General features: G+C 37.6%; 19 protein-coding genes. 15 read left to right on the top strand and 4 right to left on the bottom strand.

Features of this window, described 5'->3' with window-relative positions:
* Nucleotides 1-2 precede the first annotated feature (2 nt).
* From BSHG_RS01025 to BSHG_RS23680, 3 genes are read right to left on the bottom strand one after another with little or no spacing between them, the layout of a single operon-like run.
* Nucleotides 3-3,011: a tetratricopeptide repeat protein gene (locus tag BSHG_RS01025; protein ID WP_005791196.1), complete on the bottom strand. Its 3,009-nt coding sequence runs from the start codon at nucleotides 3,009-3,011 to the stop codon at nucleotides 3-5.
* A gap of 39 nt (nucleotides 3,012-3,050) precedes the next feature.
* Nucleotides 3,051-3,572: an NUDIX domain-containing protein gene (locus tag BSHG_RS01030; RefSeq protein WP_005791198.1), complete on the bottom strand. Its 522-nt coding sequence runs from the start codon at nucleotides 3,570-3,572 to the stop codon at nucleotides 3,051-3,053.
* Nucleotides 3,573-3,620: 48 nt separating this feature from the next.
* A complete protein-coding gene (locus tag BSHG_RS23680; RefSeq protein WP_005791201.1) occupies nucleotides 3,621-3,746 on the bottom strand; it encodes a hypothetical protein in 126 nt (41 codons plus the stop codon).
* Between the two features lie 25 nt (nucleotides 3,747-3,771).
* Between BSHG_RS23680 and BSHG_RS01035 the strand changes: the two genes are divergently transcribed.
* The 9 genes from BSHG_RS01035 to BSHG_RS01075 all read left to right on the top strand — a co-directional run bounded on the left by BSHG_RS01035 (nucleotide 3,772) and on the right by BSHG_RS01075 (nucleotide 16,238).
* Nucleotides 3,772-5,430, top strand: a complete 1,659-nt coding sequence (locus tag BSHG_RS01035; RefSeq protein ID WP_008661581.1) for a 6-bladed beta-propeller — start codon at nucleotides 3,772-3,774, stop codon at nucleotides 5,428-5,430.
* An 893-nt stretch (nucleotides 5,431-6,323) separates the two neighbouring features.
* Nucleotides 6,324-7,466, top strand: a complete 1,143-nt coding sequence (locus BSHG_RS01040; RefSeq protein WP_008661580.1) for a DUF4221 family protein — start codon at nucleotides 6,324-6,326, stop codon at nucleotides 7,464-7,466.
* A 167-nt stretch (nucleotides 7,467-7,633) separates the two neighbouring features.
* The gene (locus tag BSHG_RS01045) at nucleotides 7,634-8,827 is read left to right on the top strand and encodes a DUF4934 domain-containing protein (RefSeq protein ID WP_008661579.1); all 1,194 of its coding nucleotides are present in this window, start codon (nucleotides 7,634-7,636) and stop codon (nucleotides 8,825-8,827) included.
* Nucleotides 8,828-9,183: 356 nt separating this feature from the next.
* Entirely contained in the window at nucleotides 9,184-9,543 is a 360-nt protein-coding gene (locus tag BSHG_RS01050) for a LytTR family DNA-binding domain-containing protein (RefSeq protein WP_005791209.1), read from the top strand.
* A gap of 170 nt (nucleotides 9,544-9,713) precedes the next feature.
* Nucleotides 9,714-11,024 carry a 6-bladed beta-propeller gene (locus tag BSHG_RS01055; RefSeq protein ID WP_008661577.1) on the top strand — a complete coding sequence of 437 codons (1,311 nt, stop codon included), beginning with the start codon at nucleotides 9,714-9,716 and terminating at the stop codon, nucleotides 11,022-11,024.
* A gap of 53 nt (nucleotides 11,025-11,077) precedes the next feature.
* Nucleotides 11,078-12,379, top strand: a complete 1,302-nt coding sequence (locus tag BSHG_RS01060) for a 6-bladed beta-propeller (RefSeq protein ID WP_008661575.1) — start codon at nucleotides 11,078-11,080, stop codon at nucleotides 12,377-12,379.
* 184 nt (nucleotides 12,380-12,563) lie between these two features.
* Nucleotides 12,564-13,826, top strand: coding sequence for a 6-bladed beta-propeller (locus BSHG_RS01065; protein WP_008661574.1), 1,263 nt, complete (start codon nucleotides 12,564-12,566; stop codon nucleotides 13,824-13,826).
* 57 nt (nucleotides 13,827-13,883) lie between these two features.
* Nucleotides 13,884-15,101, top strand: a complete 1,218-nt coding sequence (locus BSHG_RS01070) for a hypothetical protein (protein WP_008661573.1) — start codon at nucleotides 13,884-13,886, stop codon at nucleotides 15,099-15,101.
* Nucleotides 15,102-15,122: 21 nt separating this feature from the next.
* On the top strand, nucleotides 15,123-16,238 hold the full coding sequence (locus BSHG_RS01075; RefSeq protein ID WP_005803950.1) for a 6-bladed beta-propeller: 1,116 nt from the start codon (nucleotides 15,123-15,125) through the stop codon (nucleotides 16,236-16,238).
* 60 nt (nucleotides 16,239-16,298) lie between these two features.
* Here the strand turns inward: BSHG_RS01075 and BSHG_RS01080 are convergent, their stop codons facing one another.
* The gene (locus BSHG_RS01080; RefSeq protein WP_008661571.1) at nucleotides 16,299-17,648 is read right to left on the bottom strand and encodes a glycosyltransferase family 8 protein; all 1,350 of its coding nucleotides are present in this window, start codon (nucleotides 17,646-17,648) and stop codon (nucleotides 16,299-16,301) included.
* A gap of 355 nt (nucleotides 17,649-18,003) precedes the next feature.
* Here BSHG_RS01080 and BSHG_RS01085 point away from each other — a divergent pair, with 355 nt between their 5' ends.
* The 6 genes from BSHG_RS01085 (at nucleotide 18,004) to BSHG_RS01110 (ending at nucleotide 24,458) form a co-directional block, all read left to right on the top strand.
* Nucleotides 18,004-18,711 (top strand): lanthionine synthetase LanC family protein, encoded by a 708-nt coding sequence (locus BSHG_RS01085; protein ID WP_008661568.1) that lies wholly within the window; start codon nucleotides 18,004-18,006, stop codon nucleotides 18,709-18,711.
* Between the two features lie 6 nt (nucleotides 18,712-18,717).
* Nucleotides 18,718-19,935 carry a TIGR04157 family glycosyltransferase gene (locus BSHG_RS01090; protein ID WP_008661566.1) on the top strand — a complete coding sequence of 406 codons (1,218 nt, stop codon included), beginning with the start codon at nucleotides 18,718-18,720 and terminating at the stop codon, nucleotides 19,933-19,935.
* A 202-nt stretch (nucleotides 19,936-20,137) separates the two neighbouring features.
* Nucleotides 20,138-20,374 carry a TIGR04149 family rSAM-modified RiPP gene (locus BSHG_RS01095; RefSeq protein ID WP_008661565.1) on the top strand — a complete coding sequence of 79 codons (237 nt, stop codon included), beginning with the start codon at nucleotides 20,138-20,140 and terminating at the stop codon, nucleotides 20,372-20,374.
* 144 nt (nucleotides 20,375-20,518) lie between these two features.
* A complete protein-coding gene (locus tag BSHG_RS01100) occupies nucleotides 20,519-21,772 on the top strand; it encodes a 6-bladed beta-propeller (protein ID WP_008661563.1) in 1,254 nt (417 codons plus the stop codon).
* The gene (locus BSHG_RS01105) at nucleotides 21,769-23,238 is read left to right on the top strand and encodes a radical SAM peptide maturase (protein WP_008661562.1); all 1,470 of its coding nucleotides are present in this window, start codon (nucleotides 21,769-21,771) and stop codon (nucleotides 23,236-23,238) included. The genes BSHG_RS01100 and BSHG_RS01105 overlap by 4 nt, the downstream gene beginning before the upstream one ends.
* A complete protein-coding gene (locus BSHG_RS01110; RefSeq protein ID WP_008661558.1) occupies nucleotides 23,235-24,458 on the top strand; it encodes a TIGR04150 pseudo-rSAM protein in 1,224 nt (407 codons plus the stop codon). Before BSHG_RS01105 ends, BSHG_RS01110 begins: the two co-directional genes overlap by 4 nt.
* Nucleotides 24,459-24,513 lie beyond the last annotated feature (55 nt).

Genomic DNA, 24,513 nt, shown 5'->3' with positions numbered 1-24,513 from the left:
TGTTACTTATTAAGGTTGTTCAGTCTGCTTTCAATCATACTCTCAATGTCATCGTCAGCATGGTAGTTTTGTTGCAGGCTCAGCAGATACTGGCGGGCATCCAACTTTTTATCCATAGCCACATATACATCGGACAGGAGGATGAAGCCACGCGCCAGCCAGTAGGCATGCGGTGTGCTTTGATCGATGAAGTTCAGCAACTCTTTCTCGGCAGCGGCATAGTTCTGTGAGTTATACAGTTCCTGGGCTACCAGGAATTTTGCTTCTGCACCGTATAGGTTACGTGTATCCTTGGCCAGTTCTTTCAAGTCGCCCATGGCGGCTTTGTCTGCTTTCTGATTCAGATAAGCTTTGGCACGGTAATACAGGGCTTCGTTCTTAAGTTCCGGGCTTAGTTTGGCTTCCGATAATAAGGCAGTTGCCGCATGAATGGTTTCCGTATCGTCTTTTAGCAGATAAGCCGCACGGAGCATACCGGTTTCGGCCAGCAGTCTGCGTTCGGCGGTAGTTGCTTTTTCTTTCAGCATTTTGTAGCTTGCCAGTGCATCGGCAAACTGTACTTTATTGAATTGTACTTCCGCACGCATAATCAATGCCTCTTCCGAGAAAGGATTGTCCGGATACTCAAGCAACTTGCCCGAATGTTCCAGAATCATGTCGTAGTTCTTTTGTTCTTTGCCTATCAAGCAGAGATAATAGTGTGCGTTCAGTCCGAATGCTCCATCCGGGAAAGTTTGCAGGTACTTTCCGAAGCTCTCTTTGGCCTGCTCCACTCGTCCCCGGATGTAAATCTTCTCAGCTGCCATATAAGTCAGTGAGTCCTGCTCGCTCGCATCGAAGCGGATGTTGCCCGGCATAGCCGAAGCCAGCGCCGCAAATTCATCGATACGGTTCATATCCACATAGATCGACTTCAGGTCACGCATGGCCAGACGTGCTTCGTCGCTTCCCGGATATTTTTGTACGACTTGCTTGTAAGCGTTAATAGCTTGGTCGTAGTCCTCGTTTTGGTAATAGAGCAATCCGATCTCTGCCGCTGCTTTGCGGCTGACAGGACTTTCGGGATATTTAGCCAATAGTTCCTTGAACGAAGCGATGGCCTGTTGATTGTTGTCCATCAATACATAAGAACGGCCTTTTTCGTACAGGGCGCTGATGGCATAGGGGGAAGCGGGATATTTACCTGCCAGGCGATTCAACAAAGTGATTTTGCCTGAATAATCTTTTTGCAGGCCCGATACAAGTGCGAGTTGATAGAATGAATAGTCTCCCGAAGGAGTATTCATCGCTTCTGCCTGTGAGTAATAATGTTTGGCTTCGTCAAAGTTGCGCACATCCAGATAACAGTCTCCGATGCGGTTATAAGCATCGGCCAGTGCCGTTTTGTTTTCCCCTTTTTCCAGGCTGATATATTTCCGGAACCAGTTTTGTGCCTGTGTATAGTCTTTCTGGTGAAATGCGATATAGCCTAAGTTATAATGTGCCAGGGCATACATCTCGTTATGGGTCTGCTGGGTCAATTGCAGATAATCGGTGAAGTTCCGTTTAGCTTCCTCCATACGGTTCAAGCGGTAATAAGCTTCGCCTCTCCAGTAGAGGGCGTCGGCTTTGGTCTGGCGGTTGTATTGTCCGAGTCCGAGCGAGCGGTCGAAATAACCGATGGCTTGTTCGAATTGTGTATTGGCGAATGCTTGTGTGCCCAGTTGGAATAAGATACGTTGCTTTGCTTCCAGAATGCGTTTACCGGGATGTGCGATGCGGTCGATTGACTTCAGGGCCGCCTCATAGCTCCGTGTGTTCATATACACTTCTACCAGATAGCTACTTACCATCTCCGCATATTCTGAGTTCGGGAATTCATTGAGGAATTTTTCAAAAACAGTTACCGACTCGCCGAAAGCCGAATAAGATGTTTCGTGGATGCACAATGCATAGTTGTAGGCGGCCTGTTCTTTAATTTTCAGGTTTGCGTTCGAGGCGGCAGCCTGCTCGAATGCCATGCGGGCTTTGTTTTTTTCAGCCAGATGCAGATAGGCGAGTCCCATGTGCAGGTATGCGTTTTGAGTGAGTGCATCGCTCTCGGTAGTGACCTCTCCGAGTGTTTCGGCAGCTTTGGAAAATACGCCGGTCTGAAAGTAAGACAGTCCCAGCATATAAAGTGCGTCTCTTCGTGGAGTATTTTCCTTTTCCAGATAATTCCGGAAAGAGGCGACCGCCTTGTGATAATCTCCAAAATGATAATAGGCATCTCCCAGAATCCGATACATTTCCGCGGCGTGTTCGTTTTGCGGATAGGCAGACAGATAATTTTGTGCTACGATCTGTGCCTTGTCATAATTCTTTTTGACGGCGTAAATCTCAGCGATATAATAGGGCACCAATGCCTTGTATTTTGCGTCATCCTGCAAGGGGAGAAAGCCTTTCAGTGCTTCGTCATACCGTTTTTGCGTATAACGTATGTATGAGATATAGTAAGAACAGTCATTCGCATATTTGGGACTGCTTGCTTTCAGGGTTTCGAACCAGATGGCGGCCTCTTTGACATTGCCGACTTTCAGGTAGCAGGTAGCCAACTGATAGGTCATGTCATCCCGTTCCTCGTTGCCCAGCAAATCAAGGCGGGAAGAGTTGAACAAGGCGAGAGCTTCATCATAGTTGCCCTGATAAAAATAAGCAGAGGCAATCAGTGCATAAATACGGTTTGCGTGAGGAGTATCCGGATAGGTGTCCAGATAGTTGCGTAGTTGCGCGATGGCATTACGGTCTTTCAATTCATACGCCGAACATACCAACATGTATTCAGCCTCTTCTTTCAGGTTCACGTCCGCTTTCTGGCGGACAAATGTGCGCAGGGGAGGCATTGCGGCTGCATAGTTCTTTTGCAGGAACAGCTCTTTCCCTTCTTTATACAGATTTACGGGAGACGTTATTTTCTCGCTGGTTTGTGCCTGCAAGGCGACAGGCACACAACATGCCACGGCACATATCAATCGTGATATCTTTTTTTTCATAATTCAGAGTTTTGACAAAAGTACTTGTTTTTATGTATTTTACCTCTCTTTCAGGAATCTTTTTAACCCTTTTTTGATAGAGCCCAGCCCGAACTCTTCGGGATTAATTTGGCACAATGGGACGAAAAACGAGTCCGCCACATCATCCATTGCTTCAAAGTGACTTGTATCTTCCACTTGGCAAAGGAAAAACATGTCGAGCGTATGTACAGGAAACCCGGAATAGATATAAATGTTCGGAAGGGAAAACAGGTAGGTTGCCTTTTTCACTTTTAGTCCGGTCTCCTCTTCTACTTCCCGGCTTACTCCTTCTTCACCCGTTTCGTTCATGTCGATGAAGCCACCCGGAAGGTCCAGCGTCCCTTTCGCCGGCTCTTTGGCACGGCGGCATACCAGTAACTCGTCTTTTTCGTTTAAGATCAGTGCCACTGTAGCCGATGACGGGTTGAAATAATAAACGAACCCGCAATCGGTACATTGTTTAGACTTCTCGTTGTGAATCTCAAAAGCGGCAGAACCGCATTTCGGACAGTATTTAAATTGATTAAGTGGATGTTCCATCATTCTATTTGTTTTTGTGCAGGCAAAAATAACGAAAAAGAAGCAGTTTCAGGTGATATGTCCGCCAGTATTGTATGTTTGATAATATAAAGTGTTGATAAAGAATGGGAAATGACTACTGTAATGTCCGCTTCCTTTTTCTTCTTTTCCTTTTTCTTTCTCTACCTTTGCCATTGATTTATTTATTAATACACAAACTATGAAATCACTTCATTCTCTTTTATTTTGCGGAGTACTTCTTTTGCATGCTTCTTGTTCGGGAATAAAAACATCAGATGAGAAATCTTTGGATGATTGTCCTTTGGTAGCGACCTGGAAACAGGCCGGTACTGACAGTATAGTGGTATTGGACGTCGGGTTGATAAAAGATACCATGCAGATACGGCTCAGCCAGTTGGTAGACGACCTGGAGATTATCAAGCTTGAAACCCGGGATACGGCATTAGTCAAGTCCGGATATATGGCGGTCTCTGACCGGTACATGCTTTTGGGAAGTTATTTAATGCCTTGTAAGTTATTTGATAAGAATGGGACTTTCCTGCGTCAGATTGGCGGGCTTGGGCAAGGTCCCGGTGAGTATACCAATATTTATGATGCTCAGATCGATGAAGTGAATAATCGGATTTATATGCTTCCGTGGACTTCAAATCAACTATTGGTTTTTGACTTGGATGGAAATATACTTCCTCCGATACCTTTGCCGGCCCGAGTTCCTAAAGGAGTGTTCCGGGTAGATACGAAAAAGAATCTATTGACTATGGGCATCTTGCCTTTCCAGGATTTAGAAAATAAGTTTGTGCTTTGGCAACAAGATCTCAAAGGAAATGTATTGCAATCCATCAGTTCGACTCCTTATTATACTTATGATGATTACAGCAATGAAGTGAGCAGTAACCGGAATGCCGGTTCTTTTGACTTCTTCATCTTTAATTGGTCTGCCGTACAAGATTCCTTGTATCACTATGATGCGAAAGAGAATCGTTTGGTTCCTGTTTTTACCGCCAATTTCGGGACTCAGGATATTCCCAAGCATACGTATACGGAGTTTCCCGGACATTATTGGGTCAACATCATAACAGAGGTTGTTAATGGGCAGGGTATGCCTCCAATGAATGTTTTGATAGATAAGCATAGCCTGAAAGGGACCTATTGTACATTGGTGATTGATGAACTTGGGGGCATTCCGGTCGAGTATCCGTACGACTGTTTTCAGGACGGACGTTTTCTGATGAATCTCGATCCGGGAGATTTGATTGATGAATTGGAAAAAGTCCTTGCTAGACCCGAACGTTTTTCTAAAGAAGAATCAGATCGACTTACAAAATTAAAGAATTCGATTTCCGTTGACGATAATAACTATATTCTGGTCGGTAAGTTTAAGTCAAAAGGAGAAAGTCTGATACTTTCTGCTAATCCGGTTCAGAAAATAACGGAGCAGGAACAACAACCGGCAAAAGAGGAACCGGTAAAGACTGCCGTTCAGTCCGAAGTAGCATCGGAGGCGGATACAGTGTGGAGTGTATCTCCATATTCAGCTATACTTCCTGATGCCATTGATTATTTCCGTACTCATAATAAATATAAAGATTGGGATCCGAAAAAGGGCAAGCGCGTCCTTGTGCGTGGCATAGCAGAAAAAGACGGAACAATTACAGGTGTAGGCATCAGTTATGGATGGGATCTCGATCCTCAGAGCGGGGCTATGAAGAATAAGAGCGAGGGAACTTGTGGGCTGAAAGAATTGGATGAAGAAGCCTTAAGGCTGATCCGGCAGGCTAAACTTTTACCCGGAATGACAGATAAAAAAATACCGGTCAGAAGTAAATTCGTTATTGTAGTCGATTTCCCTCCTAAATGACGAGTTAATTTCATTTTGTCAAATTTACAATTTGTCCGGTAAGCTCTGTCTGTAACCGGATAAATTCGGATGAAGATTCATGCAGCGCAAAAAATGCGCTGCATTTGGCTTCTGTGTTTGTCTATATTGTAGCTGTTTTGCTGATTGGCGGATGTTTGGATATGATATTCCTTGATCCGTCTGTCTACTTGTCTCCTGTGCTTGCTGTTTGCTTTCTTTCTTCTATCGGTGCTTTTTCTTTTTCAGTATGCAACCAGCCTCTTTCTTCCCCAATTGGGTCACTGATTTATCCTCCGTTTTTAGTAAGTTAACATCCTGTTGGCAAAGAATTAGTTTTCTACCGACAGGAAGTTAACTTACTCCTTTCATGAAGTTAACTTACCATATTCTGTTTATTCATATCCTGCTTGCATGATTATGCCATTTCTCTGGATTTATTCGCTTTTGTTGTATATCATTGCTTTTTTTATTCATTTTCATTTCTATTTCTTGCCGATTCTACCAATGTTCGGTTAGCTGGGAACGGTATATTGCAACTATTTGTCATAGAAACACTCTGTTTCCTTACGTTTCTCTATTTCTTTGGTCGAGCTTTGTCTATTGAGTGTGTGGTCGTCTCTATGATTTGTTTAATACCCGCCTGATTATCAACACTAAATTACGATATGTTCGTATTTTATTGATTCGCAAATAAATATATGTATTGTTTCTCGCTGAAAAGTTTGCTTTTATTAAATGCAATCCTTATTTTTGGAGAAATAATTTTAAGCCTTATTTTTTGATAAACAGGCAGAAGAATGAAGCGGAATATATGTTTTTACTTGATGCCTTAGGGGATTGATACGTTGCTCATGAACCCAAAGCTTTGTTGCAAAACGACTAAAACGACTAATATGAAACAGAACACCTTTTTTGTTAATGTATGGACCTTGATGCTGATTCTGGGTCTTATTGCTTGTGGAGAGAAAAAAACGCAGGTGAAAACTGAACTTCAGAGAATAGAAGCTTTTGCATTTGATGTTAATGATGATTATTTACAAAGCTATGCCGGTACTTTTTGCTATTCTACTTCAGCCCGGATCGATGGTAAAGAGTGCCTGATTGTTTATAATGGAAAACTTCATTCCATTGACATTCTGAATCTGGCTGATCGCCGGCCATTAAAGCAAATAGCTCTGGCTAAGGATGGTCCGGATCAGATACTTGCTCCCAAAGGGATCGGCTATTATAAAGATTCGTTTATCATACTGAATACCGGTGGTTTGTATCGGGTTGGTCAGGATGGAAAAGTGGTGTCTAAGAAACTTCTCAATGATTTTCCGCAGATTAAGGAAGAAGGGTATGGAATAGCCGTTCCCGATCTTACTGTTTACTTTAGCGTGTATAGCTTCTTCGGATTTGATGCTGCGAATGGAAGAGTGGCTTTACCCCTCTACTTTTATGAGAAAGATACTACGGGAGAATATCCGAAGAAAGTGCTGATTGTTTCGTGTGACGATTGGAATATACGGGATGAAGTGGAGATACATTGTCCTGATGTGATAAGGAAAGAGGGAGATATGCAATTACTGGGTTGTGTCAACGTGCTTCCCTACGGTGACCGGTTGATTTATAATTTCCCTGCGTCTTCCAAAGTTTATGTTTACGATCTGTCTGTAAAAAAGAGTAAAGAATATGATTTTCCTTCTACCTTTACAGATCCTTTTTTCCATTTACCGGATATAAATGGGTCGGAGCCCGGTTTCGGATGCCTCAAAACCGGTTATTATTTCCCATTGTGTTACGATGCCTATCATAATGTGTTCTGGCGTATTCAACAGGGGCCTTTAGATGGTCATGGAGTGGGAGGAAAGCCCTTTTCCGTCATGTGTATATCACCTGATTTTTTGAATAGTGCAGAGTATGTGATTCCTGCCGGTGCATCTATCTATCCCGATTTGGCTTTTACAGATTCTTTGATCTTGTTGCCGTATACGGGAGGTGATAAAATCGGTGAAAACAATATGTGCTTTTATGGACTGCAATATAGAGAATAGTAGTTGTGGAAAGGACTGCTTGGAGGCGCTCCCGTTAATTAATTTAATTTCATAGGGTATGAAACTGTTTATTTCGTCATTGTACTTTATGTGGTCTGCTGAATTTGATCTGTATAATACAGATCAAAGGTTGTGATATAATAATGACATCTTAAAATGAATTCTGTATGAAAGTTTTGTATGTAATTTTTATATGTGTTTTGTATTCATGTATGCAAAATGTTGAGCCGGATAATAAGATAAGTGTGGGTGCAGCAATGAATGCTTTGGGAAAGATAACGGCACAGACAATATCTTCTAATGTGAGATATGTAGCATTGGAAACAAATGATAGTAGCCTTGTGGGAGAAATGCCGGATATGCGGGTGTTAGAGCATGCCATACTTGTATCTTCCGTAAATCAATGCCTGAAACTTTTTGATCGATCTACCGGTAAATTTATTCGGGATATAGGTCATGTCGGAACAGATCCGCAGGGATATGCTAAAGATGCTTGGGGAAAAGTGAACTATTGGGTTGATTATGACCAAAACATAATATATGTTTTAGGTTGGGGTAATGATTTAATATTGTATGATTTAGCTGGTAATTATAAAGATAGAATTTGTATAGATGATAATGTACGCTATAATTTGCAGCAAAGCTATCTATATGTTACTTATGGTAAACTATGGGGACATAATAAACTTTATATTTCCAATCGGACGTCACCCTTGTTTTGTATAGACGAAAACTCTAATCACATTACAGATATAGTAGGTTTACCGGTAGATTTACTTCCTATGGATGATTTGCAATCTGTATCGGAACTTTTAGGGGATTATGCATCTTATGGCGGTGATTTGACAATGGCTTCATTTGCCAATGGTGGAAAGTTTTACACAGCCATTAATAGTCCTTCCTTATGGCGGTTTGAGAATGATATTAGATTAAAACAAACATTCAACGATACGATCTATACGCTGTCGGATAGTAAAATTAAACCTTATTTAATTTTCGAGCTAGGGGATTGGGCTTGGCAATATCAAGATCGGTTGGAAGAAGGTGGATGTGAAAAGAAAATCATGATTGATTATGCTTTGGAAAATGAGAGATGTATTTATTTTCATTTTCATACAGGGTTCTATACTAAAAATAGGCAGGCTTTTTGTGGACTATATTATAAAGCTGATCATAGAGTTGTGTTGATGTGCGGAGATAGACTGTTGGATACAGTTAATAGACAATCTCTCAGAGTTAGGGGAGTAAGTTCTGATGGCTGTTTTATAGCTCTGCTGCAACCTGATGAGTTGTGTGATGAAGTGAAAAAGAAAACGGGTAGTAAAGAAGAAGACAATCCTATAGTGGTAATATTGGAGTAAAAGAACGAATGTTTTTTTATAAAATTCAAAAGAAGGTATGGACTAAATATTGTCTTTTATAGGAGTGGACCATAAGAAGGTTTTTGGAAGAACCGTTGGCATTATATTGGTGGATATAGAGGGTAAAAGTAGGTATAATGGTAAAATTGACTTGTATTACAAGCTTGTAACTGTCCGGGTATTTAGGGTTAAAATCGTGCGCTTCATGTCTATTGTGCTTATATACAGTGGTTTATATCGTATTATTTTTCATGAATTTGTCCGGGTAGATAATTTGCGAATTGGTTCAACATGATTTAACTTTGAACCAAGGAGGGAGGTCCCTTTTTGAGTGATGTAATTCAAATCTGTTAGCCATGGATAAAATAGAGTTTAGAGAAGATAAGATAACGTTTTCATATAAGAAATCTTATGGAGAATGTTTGTATCAGGATTTAATTGCTGTGGAATATAGCAAGCCTTACTGTATATTACAAATAGGAGGTAGGAACAGTATTCTGTTTTTAATAAGCCTACGTGTGATTCTGGAAAAATTGCCTGCCGATTTTCTGCTGATAAATAGAGGAATTATAGTAAATAAAGAGCGTATTGTAGATTGTGTACTTCAGGACGGGGCATATCATATAAAGATGGATAATAATAAAATTTATAGGATTAGCACTCGTAAGCTGGCTACAGTTAAGAAATATTTTATGGTACAAAATGATACTATTTAGGTTTAGGTTATAAAAGATGTATGGGAGAAAAAAAACTGCAAAAAAAGATTATATACTACGAAAATGTAGTATATTGTAGCCGTGAAAATATTTGCAGGGAGATTCTCGTCTCTAATATTGGATAGTGGGGACCTTATGCACAAACAATAAATCTTAATTCAATTGTGGCTATGAAACACATGTCCTTATTGCTAATCGGCGTATTTGTATTATTGGGGTGCAGTTCCAATAAGAAGCAAGAGCCTATATCCAAGTCAGGAGTACCTGTCATTAATCTTTCTGAGGATGTATCGACTGTACCTTCACTTCTTTTGAGTGAGGCGGCGGAGAAATTGGAAATTGTTTCTTTGGAAATGACAGATGAATCTGTATTGAGTGATATTACGGAAATGCAAGTAACTGATCATAATATATGGATAGATCATGGACGCGAATTCTATATTTATCGTTTTTCCCGTACGGGAAAATTTCTTAATAAAATAGGTAGCATCGGCCAGGGTCCGGGTGAATATACCACTTATTCAACTTTTCTTGTCGATGAAGATAAAAAAGAGGTGTATATTATAGCCAATACTAACGGTGTTTTAGCATACGATTTTGAAGGAAACTTTAAAAGAAAAATTATTGACATTCAAATGATTTTGCAGTTGTTTTCATCTCCGTATGATCAATATATCTTGAATAATCAAAAATTCTTTGCTACTCAAAATTTCGGATTGTATAGGCCGATAGATAAAGATTCATTGTGGTCATTCGTTTCTTTGGGCGACGACTTTCAAAAAAAGAAATATTTTAAAAATCCGGCGCATGTAGGTAGAGAAGAACAGATTATAGCCAACCGTGCCAATATGGACCGAATGGTTAATTATTGGAGGGAATATCTAACCAGTATGGATACTTATAATGCCCAATTGACCCTTAAATATCCGGATACCGATACTATTTATTGTTATGATGATGCGACAAACCAACTTTCGCCTCAATATGCAATCTTTACAGATGAAGAAAAAGGGGATTATGAAGCTACTCATTTATGGTTTAAAGACAGAAAGGCTTTCGATTATTTTTCCATTTTTTCTTATTATCCGACTAAAGATTTCATTTATTTGGTAGGTAGTAAAGGCGAGGAGGTATATACCTATTGCTATAATAAAAAAGATGGAAGTGTTAGATTGCAGAAACGACAAAGCACAATAACCGAGCGTGATGTGCCCTGGTTCAGCTTTCCTTTGCGCCAAATGAAACGTGATTTTGTGTTAGATAATGATTTAGGTGGAGGTGATTTTACTGTTGACAGCCGTTCTTCCGGTAAATACTGGATAGATATATTAGAACCTGGCGGTGATGAAAACTGGATTGATATAGACCAAATAAAATCATCTACCGTAATAGATGAATCCAAGAAAAAGGAGCTAATCCGAGTTTTGGAAAGTGCGACTGAGGATAGCAATCCGATTTTGATGATTGCAACTTTAAAATAATAGAGTAGGTTCCTATGATGGAAAAATATGTTGTTTCTAATAAATAAATTGTGATGAAGTCTATATTATTACTAATAATTACGCTATTGGGATGCAGTTCCAATATGAAGCAAGAGCCTATATCCAAGTCAGGAATACCTGTCATTAATCTTTCTGAGGATGTATCGACTGTACCTTCACTTTTGCTGAGTGAATCTGCTGAAAAACTAGAAATTGTTCCTTTGGAAATGACAGATCAATCTATGTTAGGTGAAATAAGACGAATACAAGTGACAGAACATGATATATGGATTCATGATTTTAATAAATTTTATATTTATCGTTTTTCCCGAACGGGGAAATTTTTGAATAGAATTGGCAGTATAGGGCAAGCTCCAGGAGAATATGTCAATTTTTCAACCTTTCTCGTTGATGAATATAAAAAGGAGGTCTATATTATTTCTAATAACAATGGTATTTTGGTATATAATTTCAAGGGAGAGTTTAAAAAGAAAATAGTTGATCAGCAGACAATCAATAATCTATTCTCATCTGTATATAGTCAATATATCTTATATAATGGAAATTTCTTTGCTGCTCAGAATATAGCTTTATATAAATTAATAGATAAAGATTCATTGTGGTCTTTTGCTTTTTTGGACACGGCTTTTCAAGAAAAAAAATTATTTAAGAATCCAGCACATATGGGTAGAGAAGAGCAAATTATAGCTAACTGTGTCGATAAAGGTAGAATGATTAATCTTTGGATGGAATATCAAACCAGTATAGACACTTACAATAATCAACTGACCCTTAAATATCCAGATACTGATACAATTTATTGCTATGACGATGCGACGAATGACCTCTTGTCTCAATATGTAATTTGTACAAGAGAAGAGAAAGGAGACTATGAGGTTACTCACTTATGGTTTAAAGATAGAAAGGCTTTCGATTATTTTTCGATCAAGTCCTACTATCCGACTAAAGCTTTCATTTATTTGGTGGGTAGTAAAGGCGAGGAGGTATATACCTATTGCTATAATAAAAAAGATGGAAGTGTTAGACTGCAGAAGCGACAAAGTGCAATAACCGAGCGTGATGTCCCCTGGTTTAGCTTTCCTTTGCGCCAAATGAAACGTGATTTTGTGTTAGATAATGATTTAGGTGGAGGTGATTTTACTGTTGACAGCCGTTCTTCCGGTAAATACTGGATAGATATATTAGAACCTGGCGGTGATGAAAACTGGATTGATATAGACCAAATAAAATCATCTACCGTAATAGATGAATCCAAGAAAAAGGAGCTAATCCGAGTTTTGGAAAGTGCGACTGAGGATAGCAATCCGATTTTGATGATTGCAACTTTAAAATAGAAGAATTATTATTTTGAATCTAAAGTTTTTTTTCTTCGGTTTGGCCGTTTGAGTTGAAGGAATATATTCAAGAGAAGAAAGAAAAGGGAGGAATTGTGAGTGAGCGTTTGGTTATGCTTACCGATTCACTGGATGAGGAGCAAAATCCGGTTCTTGTAATTGCTAATTTAAAGAATAGGTGGATATGGAATTTTTTATGCGAATGATATTGATACTGGGTGTTATGGTATTGGGCTTCACGGCTTGTAGTAACAAAAAAACAGTGGATCCTAATCCTGTTGTTCGAGATAATATTATTCATTTGTCAACTGCGATAAAGAATGTTCGGGAGGAAATGATGCTTTCGGAGCTGGTGGATAGTGTCAGTTATATTCCTTTGGAAACGAATCCGAATTGTATGTTAGGTAATTATCAGCGTTTGACCTTTTCTCCCCAATACATATTTTACTCAAACTATTGTTTTGATTGGAATGGGCAGTTCTTGTTCCGTATTGGGAGCCAGGGTCAAGGGGCTTGTGAAGATATCTATGTGCATGTGGCTGATATAGTGTATTTGAATAATCATTTCTATGGGAATGCCTCTAAAATAATAGAATATGATGACCGGGGGAAGTGTACAGGGAAAGAGCTTAGCTGGTTTACCCAGAAAACAATGGACACTGCACCGGTTGGACATTTGGTCAATCAGGTTTGCTTTGCTCCGGCAGGAGAAAACCTGATGTTTTATAATTTTCCGGATACGGTTTATTTCATAAATACGGATTACGAGTTTGTAGCCAAACGCAGTATGATGCCGTGGGGCAGGAAAGGGGGCGCACCGTCCATGAGTGGCGGAGATCCTCGTTTTAAGTACACGAGTTACTATAAAGATACGACCTTATTTTATAATTTTTATACGGATACAGTTTTTACTGTTACCCCCACTTCCCTGATGCCTCGCTGGGTGGTGGAGTTAGATGAAGAATTACGGTTTCCTACCCGGTATCTATATGAAGATGGATTGTTGTCTGAAGCTTTTAAATGTTGGGAATCGGGTAATTTGGAAAACGCAAAAATGATTAAACTGCTGGATCACAAATATATGGTATCCGGTGTTTTTGAAACAGAGCGTTTTGTTTTTTTATCTGTCTATGAATGCATGCCATTCAGGGAGCTGCGTAAACTGCCTGAGACTCCTCCATTAACAGCTATTTACAATAAACGTACGGGTGAGACGTTTGCCGTGAAACAGGTTGTAGATGATCTGGGTGGAATGAAGGCTTTCTTTCCTTCTTGGGGGGCGTATAATGAAAAGCTTTTAGCTACCATCTGGCCTTATAAGTTGAAAGAATTTATAGAAGAGGAACAGTCTGCCGGACGGGCTGTGGCTCCGCAAATACTGAACTTGATGCAGCGCGTGCGAGAAGATGATAATCCGGTTCTTATAATAGCTCATTTGAAAAAATAGATTTGTCTGTTTATCGAAATCTAGAATGTTGGATTGTTGTTTTAAATATAAATTGGTATGAATAAAGTTCGATTGGCCTTGTATTTGGGTATATTGGTGCATCTGATCGGTTGCTCTTCTTTTCATTCAGAGAAGATTGATTTGTTAGCTCAGGTGCCATCTGATTGTCCGATTGTTGAGATGACCAGTGTTTTAGATAGAGAGGACCCCATCTCAGTGAAGGAATTGGTAGATAGCATTTCGTATGTCCAGTTGGATAATTTTGTGAAATTGCCGGTTCGTGCCAGTATACTCAGTATGGCGGTAACTAAAGATTATATTTTCGTATTGGCCGGTAGTGATGCGGGAGTTTTTAAATACGATAGGAAAGGAAAGCTTATAAAGAAGATTATATCCAACGATTATTCGTCTTTAAAATTATGGATTGGAGCTGATGAATTCAAGGAATTACTTTATCTGAATCAGGAAGGCGGTTCAGAGGGCACTACAGAAGTCTATGATTATGATGGTAACTATCAAGGAAATATTGCTGAATTGTATAATATGCCATATCATTCTCAATATGTACATCGACTGAATGAAAAATTCCTGGCTGCTTTTTCACCATGGTGTATGCCATTGACTGATAAGAATTATTTTGGCGGAGCCGTATTTTCAGAAAAGGGGGAAATGGTACATCAGTTGAACTATTTTGTTCCGTCTGACACTTTGGCTTTGTGTAAGGTTAGCTATTATAGTTTCACTTATCAATCAGATGGAAGCATGTTGGTTTGGAATAATGGGGGAAGTGGCAGCCCAATTGTTCAGCCTTATACCACTTTGTATAAGGTAACTGTTGATTCTATTTTTCCGGTGTATCGTTTGTTTAGTGGTAATACACGCGATAAAATAGATCATGTTCAAGGAATTGGAGTCAGCGGCAACTCTTTGGCCATAGAAACAAACTCCAGCCTCTATTTATGTTGTTATCATCCAAAAGCTCCACATCCGTGTCCGACTTTATGCTTTATGCGATATGATATAAAAAATAAGGTTCTTCAGGGAGTCAATTATCCTCCTAATGGTATTTCCGGAGGATATATAAACCATTTGAATGGTGATATTCCAATCCGTTTCCAGTATTCGTTTCCTCTTCAAAAGATTTATGTATCGAGTATTAATTCTGGCGAAATAGAGCAATTGCGAAAGTCGGGGTATATCAATGCAAATAGTGATGAAACACTGAGAAGCAACAAACCTGGAGATAATCCCATTTTGATATATTATCATTATTAATCATTTAAAGTTACCGATATTATGAAATCACTTTTATTTTTTTGTTTAAGTACATTTCTCTTTTACTCGTGTAGTAAGAAAGAAAATAGTCTTTATCCTGTAATAGACTTAGCCGATGCTATCGAGAATCCGGTGGAGAAATCTGTATATGATATTGCGGAAAGTGTAGAGGTCGTGCAATTAGAGACGAATGATTCGTTACTGATTCCATACGTGAGCCAGTTAATAATGACCGATCAGTATTTTATCATAGGATATGGTAAGAAGTGCTCTCTTTTTTCTCATTCCGGAAAATTTGTTTGTGATATAGCTCAGAAAGGGAGTGGTCCGGAGGAATATACAATGTTGATGAATTTGCTTTATATAAACAATCGTGTTTTGATTACAGACTTAAATAATAAAGTTAATGTTTACTCCTTAAATGGGAAGTTTATTGAATCCTATCAGGCACTTCCGGACATGTTTTCTGCCATTTATCCAATGTCGGACAAGAACTTTATAGGTTTTAAAGCTCAGAGTGGAGGAGATGAAAAAGAACGTCTTGTGTTCTATCGACGGGATGAAAAGAGAGGGGCTATTCCATATCAACAAAACTATCAGGCAAAAAGAGTTTGTTTTTTCCCTCGTGAAGCCCAATTTTCATCTTTACATGATAAGTTGTACTTTAAGCAGTTGCTTAATGACACTATTTTCTCTGTGGATACGGTAAAGCACTCTCTTTCTCCTGAATATATAATCGACTGGGGAAAGCTGAGATCTAACGATAGATTGCGCTACTCTTTGGAAAATCCGGACGAAGAATTGTTTTTGCACATGCCATACGTTCCTTTGTTCAGTATGACTGCTAATGGATTAGTCTTAGGGGCTATTACAGTAGACATAGATCAGAAGAAGCAATATTACTTAACTGCATTCTATGATAAGGCAAATCATCAGGCGGATCTTTTCGAACTAAAATTATCAAAAAAAGAGATGGATTATTTTGGTGAACCTACAGGTAAGCTTCCTCCTTATCTGGAGGGTGATACTTTTTTCCCGGAGTATATTTCCCAAGATGGCAATTATTTGATTTCTGTCAGAACTCAACCTTTAAAAGAAGAATTGAATCCTGCGTTGATTGTAGTGAAGCTGAAATAATGAATATGGCCTGACACTGATAGATTTCTGATTTTTATATAAGTATTAGTAGCTGCGGAACTAATAGCCTGTTATTTGGGACAGGCTATTGCGCATTAATGTCTCTATTGGTGCTTGAGGGATGTTTAGTTCGTGTAACAGGCTAAGAACCAGATAAACTTCGCATAATACAGGCCGATTATTTGTATCCGGAAGCAACTCTGCTATCCAATTTATCAGGTGGAAGAGATATTCTTTTATTTTTAAGGCTGTGGGAGTGTTGAAGTTTTCTCTTGTACATAGACGTGAATAGAAATAGTAAGCTAAGCCCGAAACTCCTTTTCCTAATCCGAGGTCAGTCAAAGACTTTTGTTCAATGACTGAATATACAGCGGAGTCTATTTGATGTAGTATTTCATCACTATTGCCTTCGACCAGTTTCTTTTGCAGTAAATATTCAATTCCCGTTCCAATGCCACATAACCCATTCTCGTAAGTGATAGGAACAGCCAGAGAGCAGTGGTCTATTATCTTGTTCAGTAATTTATCTGCCTCCTCTTCTAATTCTGTATCGTTCGTTTTTTGGCTTAATTGAAAAAGCTCAATCGTTCGTTCCATCCACCTTGATAAAAGTCGATTTTTGATTTTGTTCATAGAGCTATTGTATTTGCAATATAGCTCTTTTAATACTTGCCAAGTGTACTCTTGATGCCATGGCTTTATACTTCCGGTATAATGAATGATGATGATGTCGGATAACATTTCAGGGGTATGCAAAGTTTCACTGGTAGTGAAATTATAGATATTGGGAATTAGCTTTATTTTGCCTTTACATATACAATTAATTGCATCTTGATCCTGATATCGATCCCGGTTTATATAAATTGATGTGTGTTGCAATAGCTTTTCCTGTATTTTATCTTTTCTAAGGTCTTTCAGATTCAACAGCAGTACGCCTGCATTGATGTATACATCCTTTTCCGCTAGTTCCAGTATCTTTCTATAATTGATTCGTCTTATAAAGATATCATCCACTCCTGCACAATAATAACCTTCCAAATCCAGTTCCCACAATGGCTCTATGCTGCCATTGATTACTAAATCTGCATCCAGGTATAGGGCTTTATCCAGATTGGGAAAAAGATCTGCGATGGCATAACGATAAAGAGTGTGTTCGGTGATGTATCCTCCTTTTTTCTTGAGTTGCTTGAATGATTCTGAATCTATTATTTCCCATTGGATAGTTACACAGGTAAATACATTTTTTATTTCCTGAAGGAACTCTTTGCTTTCTAACGAAATATAATCTGTCAGAATGTATATGCTTATATTCAAATATCTATTATTCTCAAGAATAGATACTATAGAGGTACAGCAATGGTCAATGTATTCTTCATTGATTGCAAAGAAGATTGGTATTGTGTTTTTCATGCTTGTGTGGTTAAAAAGGATTATTTGTCAGAGGCAAATATATCTGTTTTTTAGATATATTTCTGTTTATAAGGATTATTTCTATAGGTATATGACGTTCGGTATAAAAAAAGGCTACGTTCGGTACATCTTTTCTGATAATATTTGGATATGAAGTAAGGTGGGCATACCTTGCAAACAAATCTAATAACAGAAAAATATGAACTTACAAATGCTACAGATAGTTTTGGTTATTTGCTCAATGAAAGCTTTTCTCCAATTTTATTATATGGGGGGCTTTCATTCCCAAAGAGTGTTTCGATCGAATTAATAAAGGTATTAATAGCAGGTATAATATACTGAATAAATTTAGTATATGGATCGTTTGGAGATAAATAAGTCAGCAATATTGAGTAAGATTGTTAATCATTTAGTTTTGGTTAGCAACTCTGTACATGATATAGGACTCTATTATGGAAAGATGGGGATTGTCCTCTTTCTTTATAATTATTCGCGTTATGTTCATAATGATTTATATGAGAAAATAGCAGGAGAGTTACTTGATAATGTGCTTGAGGAAGTGCATAATTATTTGCCCTATGATTTAGCAAATGGGTATTGTGGAATTGGATGGGCAATTGAATACCTTTCCGAGCAAAAATTTATTGAAGGGAATATTAATGAGATATTGAGAAATCTTGATGAAAAAATAATGGAGCGAGATGTGCGAAGAATATCGGATGAAACTTTGTCTTCGGGTTTGGAAGGTGTTTTCTTGTACGTCTTAACACGATCAATGGGTAATCTATTGGGAACCCCTTTTGATAAAATCTATTTGGAAGACTTATATGAAGTTGCAAAAAAGCAGAAGATAGAGAAAGGAGATAGTCATATATCCATTTTCCGGTGTAAATATATGGATTGGTTTGAAGGGAAAGTAGTTTATCGTGCCCCTTTGTTATTGAGTGATGTGATCGATTTTCCAAATATTCCTCAGGATGAAGACTTATGGAAGTGGGGAATAGGTATATCCAACGGATGTGCCGGTGTTGGGCTAAGAATGATGGTAGAATTAGTAAATTAGTGTATTATGAAGCACTTTTACTTAGTTGTTGATCGAGTAGATACGGAGAATTGTGGCATTGGAACTTATGTTGAACAAATGCTTCAATACCTGAAGGGAGAGATAGAGCTATCTGTCACTATTGTTGAATTGGATTCTTCTGAATCAGAGTTGAAGGAGATTGAGGTGGATGGCCTAAAATATTTGAAGATTCCATTAAGATACAAAGGACTATATCGTGATAGTGGAGTGTACTATAGAACTGTGGCTTATTTGTTATGTACAATGATGGATGATGATAAAATTAATATCTTTCATTTTAATTATTTGCATCAATATGATATTGCTTATAAGATGAAAGAACTATGTCCCAAAGCAATTATTTGGGTGACAGTCCATTTTGTCAATTGGGTACTGGCGTTGAAAGGAAATGTTGATAAATTGCATAGCCTGCTTAGGGAGCATATATTGAAAGAGAGTCTCATATTAAAGGATTACATTGATAGTGGCAATATGTTGCGACTTGCAGATAAGGTTATTTTTCTTTCGGTCCAGACTCAAAAAACTTTATGTGATGAGTATAAGTTGGACATGTGTAAAAGTGTTGTGATAGCTAATGGAATAGCAGATTATGATATAAAAATAAGTAAGAGTGTAAGGAATAAGATTAGAAATTCATTCGGCTTTCTACAGAATGACAGAATTATCCTTTATTCAGGTCGTTTAGAAGAAGGAAAGGGGGTGGATGACTTGATAGGAGCTTTTCTTATTTTGCTAAAGAAAATGCCCGCTTGTCGCTTGGTGATAGCTGGAAGTGGAGATTTTAACCGATACTTTCATTTGGTAAGATTTTGTTCCCGAATAACTTTTGTAGGTAAGTTAAACCAGAAAGAATTGTATAAGATATACCAAATTGCAGATGTTGGAGTATTACTGTCTTTTACCGAACAATGTAGTTATACAATTATAGAGATGCTTATGTTTGGTTTGCCTATCATTGGTACTACGGCACCAGGTTTATCGGAAATGTTTGAAGACGGCATTCATGGTATTAAGATTAAAATGAGGAAAAAAAGGGATGGATCATTCTTCTATAAGAAGAGTGAAATTGTACAAGCTTTCTTGGATTTTTTTTCTAATGACCAGGTGGGCATTATATCTCGAAACTGTAGAGCGCATTATGAGAGAATGTATAGTTTAAAAACTATGTCTGATAGAATGGCACTATTATTAAAGGCTTTGTAGGTTCTGATTGTTTGTGACAGTAGTCAATCTAAACAGCGTGGAACTTTAGGGAAATAGAGCCGCCCATAGCCTTAGTAATAGTCCATTATGGTTGAACCTTAAATCCGAAAAGTGGCTGAAGGAGAAATTTGTATTAAAGAAAAATGTCTGTTTTTATACAGTGTGTGACTGTTTTATTGTTTTACTTTTTAAAATTATATTTATGAAAAAATTAAACTCAATTAAACTGAATGGACTTAATAAGTCTAATTTGGAATCTCGTGATATGGCAAATCTTTACGGTGGCAATTATTGTTATTTTGGAAAGGAGAATCTTCAGGCCAATACAGATACAGGTAAATGTTCGTGTGCTTGTTCAAATCAATACAATGAGCATAATTATTACTCGGATTTGGGATTAAAACATGAAGCGGAATTTTTTAAATCTTCTAATTTTTAAATCTACTAATTATATGAGTCCAGTAAAGTAGATTTGACAATCTGTAATAGCCTGTAGCGAGAATAAAGTGTTTATGTTTGCTGTCTTTTCGCAGGAAAAGTAGCAAACATAAACTATTTTTTAACTTAATGATAGTATAGAACTATGCGAATGATATTGATACTGGGTGCTATGATATTGGGCTTCACGGCTTGTAGTAACAAAAAAACAGTGAATCCTAATCCTGTTGTTCGGGATGATATTATTCATTTGTCAACTGCGATAAAGAATGTTCGAGAGGAAATGATGCTTTCGGAGCTGGTGGATAGTGTCAGTTATATTCCTTTGGAAACGAATCCGAATTGTATGTTAGGCAATTATCAGCGTTTGACCTTTTCTCCCCAATACATATTTTACTCAAACTATTGTTTTGATTGGAATGGGCAGTTCTTGTTCCGTATTGGGAGCCAGGGTCAAGGGGCTTGTGAAGATATCTATGCGCATGTGGCTGATATAGTGTATTTGAATAATCATTTCTATGGGAATGCCTCTAAAATAATAGAATATGATGACCGGGGGAAGTGTACGGGGAAAGAGCTAAGCTGGTATGCCCAGAAAACGATGGACACTGCGCCGGTTGGGCGTATGGTCAATAAGGTCTGCTTTGCTCCGGCAGGAGAAAACCTGATGTTTTATAATTTTCCGGATACGGTTTATTTCATAAATACGGATTACGAGTTTGTAGCCAAACGCAGTATGATGCCGTGGGGCAGGAAAGGGGGCGCACCGTCCATGAGTGGCGGAGATCCTCGTTTTAAGTACACGAGTTACTATAAAGATACGACCTTATTTTATAATTTTTATACGGATACAGTTTTTACTGTTACCCCCACTTCCCTGATGCCTCGCTGGGTGGTGGAGTTGGATGAAGAATTACGGTTTCCTATCCAGTATCTATATGAGGATGGATTGTTTTCTGATGCTTTTAAATGTTGGGAATCGGGCAACTTGGAAAATGCAAAAATGATTAAAATGCTGGATCACAAATATATAGTATCCGGTGTTTTTGAAACAGAGTGTTTCGTTTTTTTATCTGTCTATGAATGTATGCCATTCAGGGAGCTGCGTAAACTGCCTGAGACTTCTCCATTAACAGCTATTTACAATAAACGTACGGGTGAGACGTTTGCGGTGAAACAGATTATAGATGATCTGGGTGGTATGAAGACCTTCTCTCCTTCTTGGGGGGCGTATAATGAAAAGCTTTTAGCTACCATCTGGCCTTATAAGTTGAAAGAATTTATAGAAGAGGAACAGTCTGCCGGACGGACTGTGGCTCCACAAATACTGAACCTGATGAAACGTGTGCGAGAAGATGATAACCCGATATTGATAATAGCTAATTTGAAAACAAAATGAAATCATTTACTTTTTTTAGAACTGAGGAAGGAAACTATTACCTATATAATAGTAGAAAGTCGTCTTTGCTGAATGTACACCCTGTGATAAAGGTGATAGAGGCATTGGACAACAATGATGGAGAGGAAACTTTGTTTGCTAAAATAATGAATCAGAATTTAGAAATAGGTGATGATGAAAAACGTTTGTTATTGGATAAATATCTATTTTTGAGGGATAATGGTTTCTTTGAAGAGATTAATGAGGAAGATTTTATCGATGGAAAAATAACTCCGGAAATTGTGGAGAAGCAAATTGCATTCATAGATAATGTTCTTTTTCAAGTAACAGGTAACTGTAACCTGCGATGTCAATATTGTTGCTATGGAGACATGTACTCAGATAAAGTGGAGAAAAAAAATCTGAGTTTTGAAACAGTTGAAACTGTATTGAATTATTTAATGTCTTTGTGGACTTCCAATAAAAATCTTTCTTATGAACATCCGATCAGAATAGGATTTTATGGTGGAGAGCCTTTGGTTAACTTTTCTTTGATTGAAAAAATTGTTTCTCTATGCGAAAGTATTACTGAAAGGACAGGTTTGGTATTTATATATAGTATGACTACTAATGCCTTACTGCTTGACCGGTATAAAGACTTTATTGTTAGACACAATTTTTCTTTATTGATCAGTATGGATGGCAATGAAGCACATAATGTGTTGAGAATAAAGGCTGATGGGGAACAATCCTTTCAAACGGTGTATGAGAATGTGAAAAAGCTACAACAGCAATACCCTGATTACTTTCAGAATAAGGTTGAATTTAACTCAGTCCTGAATAGCCATTCTTCGGTCGATGATATACATGACTTTATATTCAATGAATTTGGTAAAATTCCTTTAATAGAGACGATTTCACATACAGCACTAAGTGATGAACAAAAATATCAAGAAATAGCTAAAGATTATAAAGAGTCTCCAGAAATGATGATTAAAAGAAAGGATAGGTCTCCAGTATATAAGGAATTGGGATTCTTCTTTTATTATCAATTAGATAACGCTTATAAACATTATTGTGAGGTATTGTATGGGACTATCAAGCAGAAAAAGAGAATACCTACCGGAACCTGTTTGCCTTTTTTTAAAAAGATGTTTGTGACAGCTGATAATAAATTGTTAACATGTGAGAGGATCAGTTTACATCATGTGTTGGGCACTGTAGATAATGAAGTACATTTGAACTTTGAGGAGATTGCTAGCATATATAATTCTTATTATGAAAAAATGAGATCTCAGTGCCGGGGATGCTATTTAATAGAGAATTGTGGTGAGTGCTTCTTACAGTTTCCTTTGAAAAATGGGGTACCGGTATGTCACGTAAAGATGAATGAAATTCAATATCAACATTATTTGTCTGAGATATTTGGAGTGCTTGAGAAGAATCCAAGTTTATTTGAAGAAGTTAATAAAATGGTATTTGCATGAAAAAGTATTGGTTTATTGTAGAAACATATGTTTTTCTTTGGAAAAAAGAAGATCATATATTGGTTTATAATTCTATCAGTGGGAAAGGATATATTTATAATTGTTCCCCGGATTTATTATCTTTTATAGATCAATTGATGTTACCTGAGAATTTGTATTGCTCACAAGTGGATGAAGAACTGTTGAGAAGAAAGTCTATTGGCGAATTTGTGATTTCAATGCAATCTAATTTCTGTGGTAGTTTGTTTGATGTTGATGAATTTCCTCAGAAGCCAATTGTGGCTGTTCCTGATGTGAATATTGGTGAGGATATAGAAGGTGTGGATAATTCTGTTTTTGGAGGAAATGTTCTACGTAATTTAACTGATGTGTTCATTTGCTTAACAGGAAAATGTAATAAAAACTGTCCAGATTGTAATTTGATTTATAAACAAATGTGTTGGTGTCATAAGAGTAATGAGAGTTTGGCATTTGAAAAATTAGAAGCTATTTTGAAAAAACTAGAGTATTTAAATGTATTTGAACTTCATTTTACAGGTGGTAATATGTTTTTGTATCCTTATTGGAGGGAATTACTCATAAAACTTAATGAAATATCCTATAAAAAGAGTTTTTATGTTCATTACTCACAGCTTAGAGGCTATGATGAAGATATTGATCATATTTTGAATTTGGAAAATTCCGTTATTAGAATACTTGTTGATTTCGCAGATTTTGATGTTGAGAACTTACTTCTGATTTCTAAAAGTAGAGGACCGTTTGAATATTTGTTTAAAATAACTTCTTGGAATGAATATAATGAGGCTTGTGATATAATTGAAAGATTATGCTTAAATGCAAAGATCATTCCTTTCTATAATGTAGGTAATTATTCTTTTTTTGAAGACAATGTCTTTTTGAATATGCAAGATATATTGTCTACTAAGTGGACTAAAAATGAGATATTTGCAAATCAAAAACTTAATACAAATGATTTTGGCAAAATTAGGATGCTAGAGAATGGATTTGTGTATGCAAATTTGAACTTTTCCCCTATAGGTAAATGGCATGATGATTATAGGGAAATCGTTTATAATGAATTAAAAAGAGGAACGTCTTGGCGTAGAACCCGTGATTCATTGCCTGTTTGTAAAGAATGTTTGTGTAAATATCTTTGTCCTTCACCCTCTAACTATGAATTAGCAATTGGAAAGTCTAATTTGTGCCATGTTAAATCATAAAATATTAGCTTGTTTTTATAATATTCGGTTGGATGCCATGGACTGCGGCACTTCT

Origin of the sequence: Bacteroides sp. 3_2_5 (assembly GCF_000159855.2) — a bacterium.
In the GTDB taxonomy this organism is placed as follows: domain Bacteria; phylum Bacteroidota; class Bacteroidia; order Bacteroidales; family Bacteroidaceae; genus Bacteroides; species Bacteroides fragilis.
The sequence above is the reverse complement of the archived record's forward strand: the minus strand, read 5'-3'. Positions and strand labels throughout refer to the sequence as shown.

Bases quoted from the DNA above. Each gene is read 5' to 3' on its own strand.
- BSHG_RS01075 (WP_005803950.1), top strand. From the start codon at position 15,123: ATGAAATCACTTTTATTTTTTTGTTTAAGTACATTTCTCTTTTACTCG.
- BSHG_RS01030 (WP_005791198.1), bottom strand. From the start codon at position 3,572: ATGGAACATCCACTTAATCAATTTAAATACTGTCCGAAATGCGGTTCT.
- BSHG_RS01025 (WP_005791196.1), bottom strand. From the start codon at position 3,011: ATGAAAAAAAAGATATCACGATTGATATGTGCCGTGGCATGTTGTGTG.
- BSHG_RS01105 (WP_008661562.1), top strand. From the start codon at position 21,769: ATGAAATCATTTACTTTTTTTAGAACTGAGGAAGGAAACTATTACCTA.
- BSHG_RS01110 (WP_008661558.1), top strand. From the start codon at position 23,235: ATGAAAAAGTATTGGTTTATTGTAGAAACATATGTTTTTCTTTGGAAA.
- BSHG_RS01060 (WP_008661575.1), top strand. From the start codon at position 11,078: ATGAAGTCTATATTATTACTAATAATTACGCTATTGGGATGCAGTTCC.
- BSHG_RS01055 (WP_008661577.1), top strand. From the start codon at position 9,714: ATGAAACACATGTCCTTATTGCTAATCGGCGTATTTGTATTATTGGGG.
- BSHG_RS01070 (WP_008661573.1), top strand. From the start codon at position 13,884: ATGAATAAAGTTCGATTGGCCTTGTATTTGGGTATATTGGTGCATCTG.
- BSHG_RS23680 (WP_005791201.1), bottom strand. From the start codon at position 3,746: ATGGCAAAGGTAGAGAAAGAAAAAGGAAAAGAAGAAAAAGGAAGCGGA.
- BSHG_RS01045 (WP_008661579.1), top strand. From the start codon at position 7,634: ATGAAAGTTTTGTATGTAATTTTTATATGTGTTTTGTATTCATGTATG.
- BSHG_RS01040 (WP_008661580.1), top strand. From the start codon at position 6,324: ATGAAACAGAACACCTTTTTTGTTAATGTATGGACCTTGATGCTGATT.
- BSHG_RS01065 (WP_008661574.1), top strand. From the start codon at position 12,564: ATGGAATTTTTTATGCGAATGATATTGATACTGGGTGTTATGGTATTG.
- BSHG_RS01090 (WP_008661566.1), top strand. From the start codon at position 18,718: ATGAAGCACTTTTACTTAGTTGTTGATCGAGTAGATACGGAGAATTGT.
- BSHG_RS01080 (WP_008661571.1), bottom strand. From the start codon at position 17,648: ATGAAAAACACAATACCAATCTTCTTTGCAATCAATGAAGAATACATT.
- BSHG_RS01095 (WP_008661565.1), top strand. From the start codon at position 20,138: ATGAAAAAATTAAACTCAATTAAACTGAATGGACTTAATAAGTCTAAT.
- BSHG_RS01050 (WP_005791209.1), top strand. From the start codon at position 9,184: ATGGATAAAATAGAGTTTAGAGAAGATAAGATAACGTTTTCATATAAG.
- BSHG_RS01085 (WP_008661568.1), top strand. From the start codon at position 18,004: ATGGATCGTTTGGAGATAAATAAGTCAGCAATATTGAGTAAGATTGTT.
- BSHG_RS01035 (WP_008661581.1), top strand. From the start codon at position 3,772: ATGAAATCACTTCATTCTCTTTTATTTTGCGGAGTACTTCTTTTGCAT.
- BSHG_RS01100 (WP_008661563.1), top strand. From the start codon at position 20,519: ATGCGAATGATATTGATACTGGGTGCTATGATATTGGGCTTCACGGCT.